Below are 13,467 nucleotides of genomic sequence, written 5' to 3' on the forward strand. Positions count from 1 at the left end.
CCCATTCGGGCACATTCGAATCGTCAAGTAGGCGACACTTCCCGCGGAATTGTAATCGCGACTTGTCCGAATCGATCGGATACGCGCGAGACGTGCGCGGTCACGTACTCGCGCAAAATGGACATATGCCGACCTTGAAGTGACACACCGTGATCGGCGGCCGCGTGCGGCAGGACACATGGCCTGCTCAAGGCCCGCTAAGGTGGATCCAGACAACCCGAATCGCCGAACGCACGACACTCCATTGAAGAAGAGTCGATGCGCTTATCCGTCGTGCCCTTCAGGAGGCTAATCGAATGCGTCGGCTCCGGCCGCAATTGCTGCGGCTCGCCCGATTCTCAGGCGTCGGCCTGACCTGCTTCGCCATTCAAGCCGGGATACTCCTGGCCCTCGAGCGCCCCGGCGTGCCCGGCCCGGCCGCCAATGCGGTCGGGTTCCTCGCCTCGGCGCAGGTCAACTTCCTGCTGTCCACCTACGTCACGTGGGCCGACCGCCGCCGCCCGCGGACCGAGCCGTGGGGCCGGCGCTGGCTCTCCTTCCAGGCCACCGTCGCGGTGAGCCTGGCCTGCAACACGGGCGTCTACGCCCTCGTCTCCGGATTCCTCCCGCCGGTCGCCGCCGCCGCGGCGGGGGTGTGCGCCGGGGCCCTCCTCACCTACCTCGCGAGCGACCACCTCGTCTTCCGCCGCCGCAGGGCGGAGCGGACCGACCACTATGGAGATTCAATTGACGATCATCGCCCCCCAGCCGCAGCACTCCCCGGTCCGGACGGCGGCGCCGCCGCCGCTGACTGACGGCGTCGCCGTGGTCATGCCCGCCTACCGCGAGGAGGCGAACGTGGCCTCCACCGTGCAGGACTTCCTGTCCGTGCTCGTACGCGAGGGCGTCCCGCACGCGGTCGTCGTCGTCGACGACGGCAGCGACGACCGCACCGGCGCGATCATCGACCGGCTCGCCGCCGCCCACCCCGGCCGGGTGATCGCGGTCCACCACGAGCGCAACCAGGGCTACGGCGCGGCCGTGCGCACCGGCATCGAGGCCGCCCTGCGCCGCACCGGGTTCCGCGAGATCCTGCTGACCGACGCCGACTGCCAGTTCAAGGCCGCCGACCTGGTGCGCCTGCGCGAGCGCAAGAAGGAGGAGCGCGCCGACGCGGTCATCGGCTACCGCCGCCGGCGGGCCGACCCGTGGCGGCGGCGCCTGAACGCCAAGGTGTGGACGCTCCTGTGCAAGGCCCTGCTGCGCGTCCCCGGGCGCGACGTCGACTGCGCGTACAAGCTCATCGACCGCTCGCTCCTCCAGGACCTGCGCCTGTCCGGCGAGGCCGCCGCAATCTCCCCCGAGCTGCTGTGCCGCATCAGCGGCGACGGCGCCCGCATCGTCGAGCACCCCGTGGAGCACTACCCGCGCGAGCACGGGGAGCAGACCGGGGCGCGGCTGTCGGTCGTCGTCAAGTCGCTCGTGAGCCTCGCGGTCGTCTACGCCCACATGGTCCGCGACGCCCGCCGCCTCGGGTGGGCGCGCCGCCTCGCGTCCCCCAAGGACCCCGGCGCGGCCCTGGTCGCCCTGGCGGCCGGCGCGATCGCGGTCGCCGCGTACCTCTACTTCGCCGACCACGGGTACCTGCTGGCGTACAAGGACGCGAACTCGCACCTGCTCATCGCCAGGCGCGTCGTCGACAGCCCCACCGCCGGGCTGGCCCAGCTCGGCGGCGTGTGGCTCCCGCTCCCCCACCTGTTGGCGGCCCCGCTGTCGCTGTGGGAGGCGCTGTACCTCAACGGGTTCGCGGGCGCCGCGGTCTCGATGGCGTCGTACGTCGTCGCCGTGCGGTTCCTGTTCGCGCACGGGCGCTCGCTCGCGGGCCACTGGGCCGGGGGCCTCACCGCCGCGGGCCTGTTCGCGCTCAACCCGAACGTGCTGTACCTCCAGGCCACGGCCATGACCGAGCTGCTGCTGTTCGCGTGCGCGATCGTCGCGCTCCACTACCTCCACGAGTGGTGCACCGAGGGCCGGCTGCGCGACCTCTCGCTCGCCTCCGGCGCGGTCCTGGCCGCGACCCTGACCCGCTACGAGGGCTGGATCCTCTGCGGCGTCGCGGGACTCGTCGTCGCCGTCACCGCGCTGCGCCGCCACCGCCGGTACGCGCACACCGAGGGGTCGGTCGTCGTCTTCGGGTTCGTCGCCGGCGCCGGCGTCATCGGCTGGATGGCCTGGAACCTCGCGATCTTCGGCGACGCCATGAACTGGAAGTCCGGCGAGTACGCCGACTCCTCGCTGTGGGTCGCCGAGGGCGAGGCCAACGTCGGCTCGCTGCCCACCGCGATGGAGACGTACGGCCTCGCCTCCCTGCACAACCTCGGGATCGCCACGGCCGCCCTGGGCCTGGCCGGACTCGTCCTCTACGCCGTCCACAAGCGGCTGAAGTCGAGGTGGCTGACGCCCTACGCGATGCTCGTGTTCGCGCCGTTCTTCGTGTGGGCCCTGTACACCGGCGAGCGGCCCCTCCACGTCAAGGAGGTCATGGGCGCGCTCTACAACGTGCGCTTCGGCCTCATCATGCTCATCCCCGCCGCGGTCTTCGCCGGGTACCTCGTCGGGAAGCTCGTGCCCCGGCTCCCGGGCCGGCGCCTCGCGGCCGCCGCGCTCGCCGGGTCCGCCGTCGCCGGCGCGACCCTCGCCGTCGACGGCGCGGTCACCCTCGACGAGGCCGTCGAGTACCGCGCCAGCGGCTGGGAGGCCGACAACGCGGCCGTCGCCGCGTGGCTGCGCGAGCACCACGACGGCGGCACCACGCTCATGATGTCGTTCGAGAACGAGTCGGTGACCTTCGAGTCCCAGGTGCCCACCGGCTCGCTCGTCTACGAGGGCTCGTACCGGATCTGGGAGGAGGCGCTCGCGGACCCGCACGCCGCGGGGGTCGAGTGGATCTACATGCGGGCCACGCCCGGCGCCGAGGACGACGTCTGGGAGGCCCTGTGGGGCACCGAGGCCCTCGACGAGCACTACGAACTGGTCTACGACGAGGGCGACCGCCTCGTCTACCGCGCCGAGGACGGTGCCGCGTGAACCCCGACGCCCCGCCCGCCGGCCTGAGCGCCCAGCGGCTCCTCTCCACCGGCCAGACCGCCCTCGCGCTCGGCGCCGCCGGATTCGTCGCCGCCGCGATCGCGGTCGACCTGCTCACCGGGTTCGGGCCCAGCCCGCTCCAGTGGGCGCAGGGCGGCATGTTCGCCCTCATCGTCCTCTACCTCGCCGTCATCGGGTTCAAGCTCGCCATGGTCCTCGGCTCCGGCCGGTCGACCGCGATGCGCTTCGAACCCGGCGCGCTGGAGACGTTCCCCGACGCCGAACTCCCCCGGTACACGGTCCTGGTGCCGCTGTACCGGGAGGCCGCGGTCGTGCCCGGCCTCGTGCGCCGCCTCTCGGCCCTCGACTACCCGCAGGAGAAGCTGGAGATCCTGCTCCTGGTCGAGGCCGACGACGGTGAGACGCGGACCGCGCTCGCCGCGCAGGACCTCGGCCCCGCCTTCAGGACGGTGGTCGTGCCCGACACGCAGCCGAAGACGAAGCCCAAGGCGTGCAACGTCGGGCTCGCCCGCGCCACCGGCGAGCTGTGCGTCATCTTCGACGCCGAGGACCGGCCCGACCCCGACCAGCTCCGCAAGGCCGCGCTCGCGTTCCGGATCCTCCCGGACCGGGTCGTGTGCGTGCAGGCCGAGCTCCAGTACTGGAACCCGTGGACGAACTGGCTCACCACCTGCTTCTCGGCCGAGTACGCCACGAACTTCAGCCTCACCCTCCACGGCATGGACCGGCACCGGCTCGCGATCCCCTTGGGCGGCACGTCGAACCACTTCCGGATCGACGCGCTGCGCGACCTCGGCGGCTGGGACCCGTTCAACGTCACCGAGGACGCCGACCTCGGCATCCGCATCGCCCGGCGCGGCTGGGACGTGCGCATGATCGTCTCGGTCACCGAGGAGGAGGCGAACTCCCGCCTCGGCAACTGGATCCGCCAGCGCAGCAGGTGGATCAAGGGCTACCTCCAGACGTGGCTGGTGCACTCGCGGCAGCCGTACCGGCTGTGGCGGGAGCTGGGGACCCGCAAGACCCTGGCGATCCACCTGACGCTCGGGTTCTCGACCGTGACGACGCTGGTCAACCCGCTCATGTGGGCGATGACGCTGTCCTACTTCGTGTTCGGGCCGCAGTGGATGGAGCCGCTGTTCCCGCCGGCCGTCCTGTACGGCGGCATGTTCGCGATGATCGCGGGCAACGCGCTCATGTGCTACGCGCTCATGCTCGGCTGCCTCAAGCGCGGCCTGTACGCGGCGGTGCGGGCGATGCTCACGGTGCCCCTGTACTGGGGGCTGATGAGCGTGGCCGCGTACAAGGCGTTCGGGCAGCTGCTGCGGCCCAGCAAGCGCCACTTCTGGGAGTTGACGGTCCACGGCCTGGACACGTCGGACGAGGCCGACGAGGAGGTCGTCCATGCCCGGTAGGAGGCTGGGCCGCTTGGCGGTCGGGGCCGTCGTGGGCGCCGCGCTGCTGACGGCGCCGGGGGCGGCGGAGGCGGCGCCCCCGGACGAGTTCGAGAAGCTGCTCGTGGTGGGCGGCCTGGAGGAGCCGACGTCGTTCCGGTTCACGCCCGACGGGGACGTCCTGGTGGCGGAGAAGAACGGCGACATCGAGCTGGTGCACGACGGTGTCCTGCACGAGCACCCGCTGATCGAGCTGGCGACGGCCGGGTCGGACGAGCGGGGGCTCCTGGGCCTCGAGCTCGACCCGGACTTCGCGTCGAACGGGTACGTGTACGTGGGCTACACGGCCGCGGACAACCTCGACCGGTTGAGCCGCTTCACGATGAGCGGGCACGCGATCGATCCGGGCTCGGAGCTGGTGCTCATCCAGTCGCAGCAGGACGCGAACGTGTTCCACCACTCCGGGAGCGTCAAGTTCGGGCCGGACGGGAAGCTGTACTGGACGCTCGGGATGAACACGAACAACCAGAACCCGCCGAACCTGGGGAACGTGCACGGCAAGATGCACCGCGTCAACGCCGACGGCTCGATCCCGCCGGACAACCCGTTCGTGGACACGCCGGGGGCCGAGCCGTCGGTGTGGGCGTACGGGCTGCGGAACTCGTTCCGCTGGGACTTCGTCCCCAGTGGACCGAACGCGGGGAGCGCGCTCGCCGGCGACGTGGGCGGCTCGGAGTGGGAGGAGCTCAACCTCGTCGAGCGCGGCGCGAACTACGGCTGGCCGCACGTCGAGGGCGTGTGCGCGGACTGCCCGTACGCGCAGCCGGTGTACGCGTACCCGCACACGGCGCCGCCCGCGAGCGCGGGCTCGATCTCCGCGGTCGAGGTGTACGAGGGCGGCCTGCTCGGGCCCGCGTTCGAGGACGCGGTGTTCATCGCGGACTACACGCTCGGGTTCGTGAAGTACCTGGAGATGGACGAGGCGTTCGAGACCGTGGTCGCGGTGCACGACTTCGACACCGAGGCGGGCACGCCGGTCGAGCTCCAGACGGGCCCGGACGGGGCGCTGTACCAGTTGAACATCTACCCCGGTGAGCTGTATCGGATCGCGCCCTCGGGCGGGAACCGGACGCCGGTCGCCGCGGCGGCCGCGACGCCGGACAGCGGGTACGGGCCCCTGGAGGTGGCGTTCTCGTCGGCGGGGTCGTCGGACCCCGACGGCGACGCGCTGGCCTACGAGTGGGACTTCGGCGACGGCACCGGCGCGACCGGGCCCGACCCGGTCCACACCTACGCCGCGGACGGCGTGTACCAGGCGGTGCTGACCGTCTCCGACGGCCAGAAGACGGCGTCGGCCCAGGTCGAGGTCCAGGTGGGGAACACCAGGCCGGAGGCGGTGGTGCTGACGCCCGCGGCGGGGCTGACGTACGACGGCGGGGACGTCGTCGCGTTCTCGGGCGAGGCGACCGACCCCGAGGACGGGGCGCTGGGCGCGGCCTCGCTGTCGTGGACGGTGCAGTTCCACCACGCCGACCACGTGCACCCGTTCCACGGGCCGGCCGAGGGCGCGGGCGGCGAGATCACGATCCCGACCGCGCCGCACGGCGGGGACAACACGTTCTACCGGATCACGTTGACCGCCACCGACTCCGGGGGCCTGACGGACACGGCCTCCGTGGACGTGCACCCGAACACGGTCGAGGTCGCGATCGCGACCGATCCGCCGGGGCTCGAGTTCACGCTCGACGGGCGGCCGCTCGAGTCGGCGGCGAAGCGGATGGTCGTGGGCACCGAGTACGTGCTCGGGGCCGAGTCGCCGCAGTACGCCGGGGACGACCGCTACCGGTTCGCGGGCTGGTCCACCGGCGCCGGGCAGCAGCACGTGTTCACGGTCCCGGCCGAGGACACCGCAGTGACGGCCGTGTTCGAGGAACTCCCGTACCCGCCCGAGCCGTGGGAGTCGACCGACGTCGGGGAGCGGACCCAGCTGGGGCTCAGCAGCTTCGACCCGGGCGGCCCCGGCGGCGGCGCGTTCGCGGTGACCGGCGCGGGCTGGGACGTCTGGGGCGGCACGGACGAGTTCCACTTCGTGCACCGGGCGCTCGCCGGGGACGGCTCGATCACGGCCCGGCTCACCGCGCAGGGGAACACGAACCCGTGGGCGAAGGCCGGCGTCATGGTCAAGGAGTCGGCGGCCGAAGGGGCCCCGTACGCCGCGATCGCTGTCACGCCCGAGCACGGCGCGCACTTCCAGGCCGACTTCGGCACGGACGGCGGCGGGTTCGCGTACGAGGCCGGGAGCGCCTGGCTGCGCCTGACCCGCGCGGGCGACCTGTTCACCGCCGAGCTGTCGCCGGACGGCGAGACGTGGACGGTAATCGGCTCCGCGGAGGTCCCGATGGCGGCGGGCGCGCAGGTCGGGCTGTTCGCGACCGCGCACGACAACACGCGGTTCTCGACGGCGGTGTTCGACCACGTGGCGGTGGCCGCGGCGCCGCCGGAGCTCACGTGCGCCGACGTGGGCGACCCGGCGCTGGCCGGTTCGGCCGCGTTCGGCCCGGACGGGTCGGTGGCGCTCACGGGCGCGGGCGACGACGTCTGGGGCGACGCCGACCAGTTCCACTACTGCTACCGGGAGCTCGCCGGCGACGGCGAGATCATCGCGCGGGTCGCGTCCCTGGAGCACACCAACGACTGGGCGAAGGCCGGGGTCATGGTGAAGTCGGGGCCGACCGAGGGCGCGGCGTACGCGGCGGCGATGGCGACCGCGGCGGAGGGCGTGCACTTCCAGACGGCCTTCGACCGGGACGTGGACGGCCCGGCCGCCGCCGCGCCGGTGTGGCTGCGCCTGGTCCGCGACGGGGACACGGTCACGGCCTACCACTCCGCGGACGGCGCGTCCTGGGAGCCGTTCGCGAGCGCCGCGGTCGTGGGGCCGGCGACGATCGGTCTGTTCGTGACCTCGCACGACGGCAGCGCGCTGAGCACCGCCGTGTTCGACTCGGTCGTCGTGCGCGACACGGCGCCCGCCGTCCCGGAGCCGTGGACGTGCGCCGACGTGGGCGGGCCGCGGATGCCCGGCGACGCCGTCGCCGCGGGCGGGACGTGGACGATCGTGGGCGCGGGCGACGACATCTGGGGCGACGCCGACCAGTTCCACTACTGCCACCAGCCGCTCGCCGGCGACGGGCAGATCACCGCGCGCGTGGTCTCCCAGGAGCACACGGACGACTGGGCGAAGGCCGGGGTGATGGTCAAGGCCGCGCCGGAGGCGGGCGCGGAGTACGCGCTGCTGGCGGTGACGCCCGCGAACGGCGTGCACCTCCAGTCCGGTTTCGACACCGACACCGCCGGGACGGCGGCGGGCGCGCCTATGTGGCTGCGGCTCAGCCGGACCGGTGACACGGTGACGGCCTCCTGGTCGGCCGACGGCGAGGTCTGGTCGGTGTTCGGCACCGTCGAGCTCGCGGGCGCGGCGACGATGGGCCTGTTCGTCACCTCGCACGACGGCTCCGATCCGGGCACGGCCGTGTTCGACTCGGTGGCCGTGGCGTAGACCGGCGCCGGGGGGCTGCGGAAACCCTCCGGCGCCCGCCGCCGCTCGGGACGCGAAGGGGGCGTCCCGGGCGGCGGCCCCTACTTGATGGCGCCGGCGGTGAGGCCGGCCTGGATCTGGCGCTGGAACAGCACGTACGCGATGAAGATCGGGATCATCGCCATGACGGTGCCGGCGAACAGCGCGCCCGGGTCGCCCTCGTAGCCCTGGCGCAGCGCGAGGTTCGCCAGGCCCTGCGAGATGACCGCGTCGTCGGGGTTGCGGCCCATGAGGACCAGCGGGAGCAGGAACTGGTTCCACTGGCCGATGATGTTGAAGATCGTGATCGCGATCAGGCCCGGCCGCGCCATCGGCAGCATCACCTGGAAGAACAGCCGGTAGTGCCCGGCGCCGTCGACGATCGCGGCCTCGGCGACGCCGGTGGGGAGCGTGCGGAAGAACGCGGTCAGGAAGAACACCGTGAACGGCAGCGAGTACGCGATGTACACCAGGACCAGGCCGGTGTACGTGTTCAGCAGCGCCACGTTCTGGAGGGTCTTGAACAGCGGGAACAGGGCCAGGAACACCGGGAACATCATGCCGGCGGCGAAGCCGAAGTAGATGACGCGGCTCCCGGGGAACGAGTAGCGGGCGATGACGTACGCGGCCATGGCGCCCAGGAGCATCGTCCCGGTGATGCTGAAGACCATGACCTGGAGCGTGTTCAGGAAGTACGCGCCGATGTTCCCGTTCGTCCACGCGCTCGCGTAGTTCTGCCAGTGGAGGGTCTCGGGCAGGCCGAGCGGGTCGGCGGCGATCTGGCGGGTGGTCTTGAACGAGGTGAGCACGATCCACACGACCGGGACGATCACCAGGAGCGACCACAGCCACAGGAAGCCCTGGGACAGCAGGTTGAACGCGGCGCCTTCGCGGGGGGCGCCGGAGGCGCGGCTCGGGGCGGGGGTCTGGGTTGCCATGTCGCTCCTCAGAACTCGATCTGCTCGCGGCGGCCGAACCGCAGCGAGACCACGGCCAGGGTGAGGGCGGCGAAGAACAGGACCACGCCGACGGCGGAGGCGAAGGCCTGCTCGCCGTGGTTGAACGCGTACTTCCAGATGACGCCGCCGACGACCTCGCTCGCGCCGTCGGGGCCGCCGCGCTCGGGCGTCATCATGTACACGAGGACGAACACGTCCAGGGCCACGATCGACAGGTAGATCCAGGCGGTCTGGACCGAGTCCCACAGCAGCGGCAGCGTGATCCTGAAGAACATCTGGAAGCGGCCGGCGCCGTCGATGACGGCGGCCTCGTAGAGGTCGCGCGGGATCGACGCCATCGCCGAGGAGAAGAACACCAGGTAGAAGCCGACGGCGCTCCACACCAGGACGGCGATGACGGCCGCGAGCACGAACCGCTTGTCGGCCAGGAACCCGTTGACGGGCGCGGGGAGCCCGACCGCGGTCATCGCGCCGGTGATGAGCCCGCCGAAGTTCTCGGGCGCGTACACCTGCTTCCACAGGATGCCGATGATCGCCACCGACAGCACCTGCGGGAAGAAGTAGACGACCTTGTGGAACTTCGAGCCGGCCACGCCCTCGATGCGGCCCTGGCGGCTGCGGCCGCCGAGGTTGAGCATGAACGCGAAGAACAGGCCCAGCGCGATCGTCACCACCGGGAGCACCACGAGGATGATCCCGGTGTGCCGCAGCGCGGGCAGGACGAGCCGCTCGTCCTTGAACAGGTTGACGTAGTTGTCGAACCCGATGTAGTCGAAGGAGTTCGACGACCCCGACCAGTCGGTCAGGGAGATCTGGAAAGCCTGGGCGAACGGCAGGATCACCAGCCAGGCGTAGAGCCCCACCGGCAGCGCCAGGAAGCTCAGGATGAACGGATACCTGCCGTGCTTCACGTCCCAGGCCCTCCTCTCGACTCGGGTCTAGCCGTCGTGGCGGAACTTGTCGATCGTCTCGTCGGCCGCGGTCTCGTCAGCGACGGCCTGCATCCGGTCGATGAACTCGGCCGCGGTCTGCTCGCCGGACGCCAGCGCGCCCAGGGCGGCCTTGACCTCGTCGCTCATCGCCGTGTACCAGAAGCGGAACCGCGGCTGGAACAGGTCGTCGGGGTTCGACACGAGCTGGTCGGTGGCCTGCGCGGCCGGGTTCGACAGCTCGACGCCCTTGACGACCGTGGCGGCCTGGACGGTGTCGCCGAAGATCTGCGCGCCCTCCTTGGAGAGCATGATCCGCAGGTACTCGTAGGCGCCCGCGAGGTTCGTGGCGTTCTTGGGGATCACGAACGGCTCCTCGCCGCCGGCGCTGATGAGCCCCGGCTGCACCGAGCCCTCGAAGTACGGCACGCCCATCGGCATGTACTCGAAGTCGGCGGGCGCGATCGCGGCCTGCTCGTTCGGCAGCCACGAGCCGCACGGCAGGAACGCGGCCTTGCGCTCGTTGAACGCCGTCTGCGACTGGATGTGGTCGATGCCGGGGGTGCCCTCGAGGATGTAGCCCTCGCTCTGGAGCGCGGACAGGGCCTCGGCGGCCTTGACGACCGACTCGTGGCGCCACGCGTCGGGCTCGAGGTGGTCGATGTTCTTGAGGACCTCGACGCCGCCGTGGCGGCCGGCGAGGATGAGCAGCATGTCGTACAGGTACACCGGGTGCTGCCCGGCGTACGTCCACGGCGCGATCCCGGCGGCCTGGATGGTCGGGCAGAGCGCGAGCATCTCCTCCCACGTCGTCGGCGGGGTCCAGCCCTGGTCGCGGAACAGCTTGGCGTCGTACCAGACCGTCCACGCCGAGAACACGTAGTTCAGGGCGTACACCTCGCCGTTGAAGGTGCCCATGGAGAGGACGCCGTCGCGCAGGGTCTCGCGCACGGTGACGTCCGGGTCGTCGTAGGAGGGCGCGTCGAGCAGCGGCGTGAGCTCGGCGAGCTCGCCGTCGCTGACGAGCGAGTCCATCGGGATCTGCTGGGCGCCGGAGTTGTCGAGGACGTCGCACGGCTTGCCTTCGGCGAAGCGCGGCTGCTGGGTCTCGGCGATCGCCTGGGTGGCGAGGTGGGTGATCTCGGCGTCCGGGAACGCCTCGTTGTACATCGCCTGGTGGGCGACGGCGTACTCGTTGCCGAAGCCGCCGTCGAAGATGACGACGTCCAGCGGGGCGGAGCCGTCGACGCCGAACGGGTTCTCGGCGTCGTCGCCGACGGTCACCTCCTGGGCGTCGTCGTCGCTGCCGCTGGTGGCGCAGGCCGCCAGGGACGAGGCCGCGAGTCCGGCGGCGGTGGCCCCGAAGAGGTTGCGGCGGTTGAAAACGGGTGAGTTCCTCATGGGTTTCGCTCCTGAGTTGGGGGTAGAGGGTGGGACGGACGGTCGGGCGGTCAGCCGGCGCCGTTCCGCGGCCGCGGCGTCGGGCGGTGGCCGACCACGGCCCGGGCGCGGGATTCGAGGGCCTCGGACGCTGCGGGGAAGCGCCGCTGCGCGACGGCGATGTGGACGAGGTCGGCGACCAGGAGCTGGGAGTGCCTGGCGGCCAGGAGGTCCGCTCGGTGGCCGGTCTGCCGGGAGGCCGAGACGAGCGTGACGTCGGCGATCTCGGCGATCGGCGAGTCGGGGAAGGCGGTGAGGGCGACGGTGAGCGCGCCGCGGCTGCCGGCCTCGGAGAGCATCTCGACGATCTCGACGGTGGTGCCGGACATGGAGGCGGCGATGGCGACGTCGCCCTCGGCGAGGATCGCGGCGCTGGCGAGGGCGTCGTGGACCTCGGTCCAGGCCCAGGCGGCGACGCCGGTGCGGTAGAAGCCCATCTGGAGCTCGCGGGCGACGATGGCGCTGGAGCCGACGCCGTAGACGTCGACGCGGCGGGCCTCGGCGACGCTCGCGGCGACGCGCTCGACGGCGGCGAGGTCGAGGAGGTCCATGGTCCCGCGGAGCATCGCGGCGTCGATCGTGATGAGCTGCTTGAGGACTCGGTCGAGCGGGTCGTCCGGTCCGATCTCGCGGCCGATGTTGACGTCCCAGCCGGTCTCGTGCCTGGCCGAGGCCCTGCCGGTCTCGGTGGCGATGGCGACCCGGAGGGCCGCGTAACCGTCGTATCCGAGGTGACGGCAGAATCGTGTGATGGTTCCTGGGGAGGTGCCCGAGAGCTCGGCGAGGTCGATGATCGTCGCCCGGGCCGCGGCTTCGGGGTCGGCCAGCACTTGGCCGGCCACTTTGGACATGGCTTCGGAGAGTTCGCTCGCGCCCAAGCGGATCCGTTCGAGGACGCCCGCTTCGGCGGGGGCCGCGGTGGCATCTGTCCGGGTTCGGTCCATGGGCGACCCTTTCGGGAGGTGGATGCAAGAAAAACTATTACCCGTGCCACACTCGTGTCAAGTTCATGAGAATTATTTTTACTGGTTTGCACTGAGAACGGATACTGCTGGTAGCGCGAGAAGCGAGGACCCTCAAACATGCATGCAAGACTCGCCGTCGGCCTCGACGCCGGCGGAACCAGCAGCCGCGCCGTCCTCATCGACGAGAGCGGGGCGGTGCTCGGCACCGGCGCGTCCGGGCCGGCGAACCCCGTGGGCGGCGACCGGGAGATCGCGCTGTCCAACATGGCCCTGGCGTTCCAGCGGGCCCTCGGCGGCATCGACCCGGCCGAGGTCGGCTCGGTGTGCGTCGGCACCGCGGGCGCGCTGTCGCTGACCGAGGAGGTGCGGGAGCTCTCCGCGGACCTGAAGCGGCGCTTCGCAACCGGTTGCGAGGTGGCGGTGGTGTCGGACGCGGTGATCGCGTTCGCGGCCGGCTCCTCGGCCCCGGACGGGACGGTCGTCGTCTCGGGGACGGGCGCGGTGGCGTTCGCGATCCGCGACCGCACCCCGGCGCTCCGCGCCGACGGCTACGGCTGGCTCTTCGGCGACGCCGGCTCCGGCTTCTGGCTCGGCCGCGAAGCGGTCCGGGCGGCACTGCGGCACATCGACGGGAACGGCCCCGGCGGCCGACTCGTCGAGGCCATCATCGCGGCCGTCGCGCCGGAGAAGCGGCGCTCGGGCGCGCTCGTCGCCAAGTGCATGGCCGACCCCCCGGTCCGGCTGGCGCGCTTCGCGGCCCTGGTGTGCGAGGCCGCCGACGGCGGCGACGCCGTGGCCGAGTCGATCGTCGCGCGGGCCGTCGGCCACCTGGCCGAGTCGGTCTCGTACGTCGTCGACCGCGAACTGCCGATCGTCATGGCCGGCAGCCTCCTGACCCGCCCCACCCCCATCGCCGCGCTCCTCCAGGAGCGCTTCCGGCTGGTCTACCCCAAGGCCGGCATCAGCAAGGCCACCGACCCCGCCATCGGCGCGGCCTGGATGGCCGCCAGCGCCTTCGTCACCGACCCGGCCGAACGCGTCCGGCTCCACCGCCGGCTCGCCTGGCGCTGACCGCACCGGGCCCCCCACCCGACCACCGCCGCCCCTGCCGATCCGCCC

The 13,467-nt window shown here is 71.8% G+C and carries 9 protein-coding genes; 5 read left to right on the top strand and 4 right to left on the bottom strand.

The features are described 5' to 3' along the window. Window positions 1–296: 296 nt before the first annotated feature. The 4 genes from EIW28_RS18470 to EIW28_RS18485 are packed head-to-tail and all read left to right on the top strand — an operon-like array spanning window position 297 to window position 8,037. Window positions 297–794, top strand: coding sequence for a GtrA family protein (locus EIW28_RS18470; RefSeq protein ID WP_125249195.1), 498 nt, complete (start codon window positions 297–299; stop codon window positions 792–794). Next, entirely contained in the window at window positions 727–3,066 is a 2,340-nt protein-coding gene (locus EIW28_RS18475) for a glycosyltransferase (RefSeq protein WP_232014045.1), read from the top strand. Before EIW28_RS18470 ends, EIW28_RS18475 begins: the two co-directional genes overlap by 68 nt. Continuing rightward, window positions 3,063–4,502 (top strand): glycosyltransferase family 2 protein, encoded by a 1,440-nt coding sequence (locus EIW28_RS18480; protein ID WP_232014046.1) that lies wholly within the window; start codon window positions 3,063–3,065, stop codon window positions 4,500–4,502. Before EIW28_RS18475 ends, EIW28_RS18480 begins: the two co-directional genes overlap by 4 nt. Next, window positions 4,492–8,037: a PQQ-dependent sugar dehydrogenase gene (locus EIW28_RS18485; protein ID WP_125249197.1), complete on the top strand. Its 3,546-nt coding sequence runs from the start codon at window positions 4,492–4,494 to the stop codon at window positions 8,035–8,037. The genes EIW28_RS18480 and EIW28_RS18485 overlap by 11 nt, the downstream gene beginning before the upstream one ends. Window positions 8,038–8,117: 80 nt before the next feature. Here the strand turns inward: EIW28_RS18485 and EIW28_RS18490 are convergent, their stop codons facing one another. The 4 genes from EIW28_RS18490 to EIW28_RS18505 are packed head-to-tail and all read right to left on the bottom strand — an operon-like array spanning window position 8,118 to window position 12,327. Further along, window positions 8,118–8,993, bottom strand: coding sequence for a carbohydrate ABC transporter permease (locus EIW28_RS18490; RefSeq protein WP_125249198.1), 876 nt, complete (start codon window positions 8,991–8,993; stop codon window positions 8,118–8,120). Between the two features lie 8 nt (window positions 8,994–9,001). Then, the gene (locus EIW28_RS18495) at window positions 9,002–9,925 is read right to left on the bottom strand and encodes a carbohydrate ABC transporter permease (RefSeq protein ID WP_125249199.1); all 924 of its coding nucleotides are present in this window, start codon (window positions 9,923–9,925) and stop codon (window positions 9,002–9,004) included. Between the two features lie 27 nt (window positions 9,926–9,952). After that, the gene (ngcE, locus tag EIW28_RS18500) at window positions 9,953–11,344 is read right to left on the bottom strand and encodes an N-acetylglucosamine/diacetylchitobiose ABC transporter substrate-binding protein (RefSeq protein ID WP_125249200.1); all 1,392 of its coding nucleotides are present in this window, start codon (window positions 11,342–11,344) and stop codon (window positions 9,953–9,955) included. 50 nt (window positions 11,345–11,394) lie between these two features. Next, window positions 11,395–12,327, bottom strand: a complete 933-nt coding sequence (locus EIW28_RS18505; protein WP_125249201.1) for a MurR/RpiR family transcriptional regulator — start codon at window positions 12,325–12,327, stop codon at window positions 11,395–11,397. A gap of 138 nt (window positions 12,328–12,465) precedes the next feature. Between EIW28_RS18505 and EIW28_RS18510 the strand changes: the two genes are divergently transcribed. Then, complete coding sequence (locus EIW28_RS18510) at window positions 12,466–13,419, top strand: N-acetylglucosamine kinase (protein WP_125249202.1); 954 nt, start codon at window positions 12,466–12,468, stop codon at window positions 13,417–13,419. Window positions 13,420–13,467: the final 48 nt, after the last annotated feature.

It is taken from the genome of Glycomyces terrestris (assembly GCF_003933745.1).
Lineage (GTDB): Bacteria > Actinomycetota > Actinomycetes > Mycobacteriales > Micromonosporaceae > Glycomyces > Glycomyces terrestris.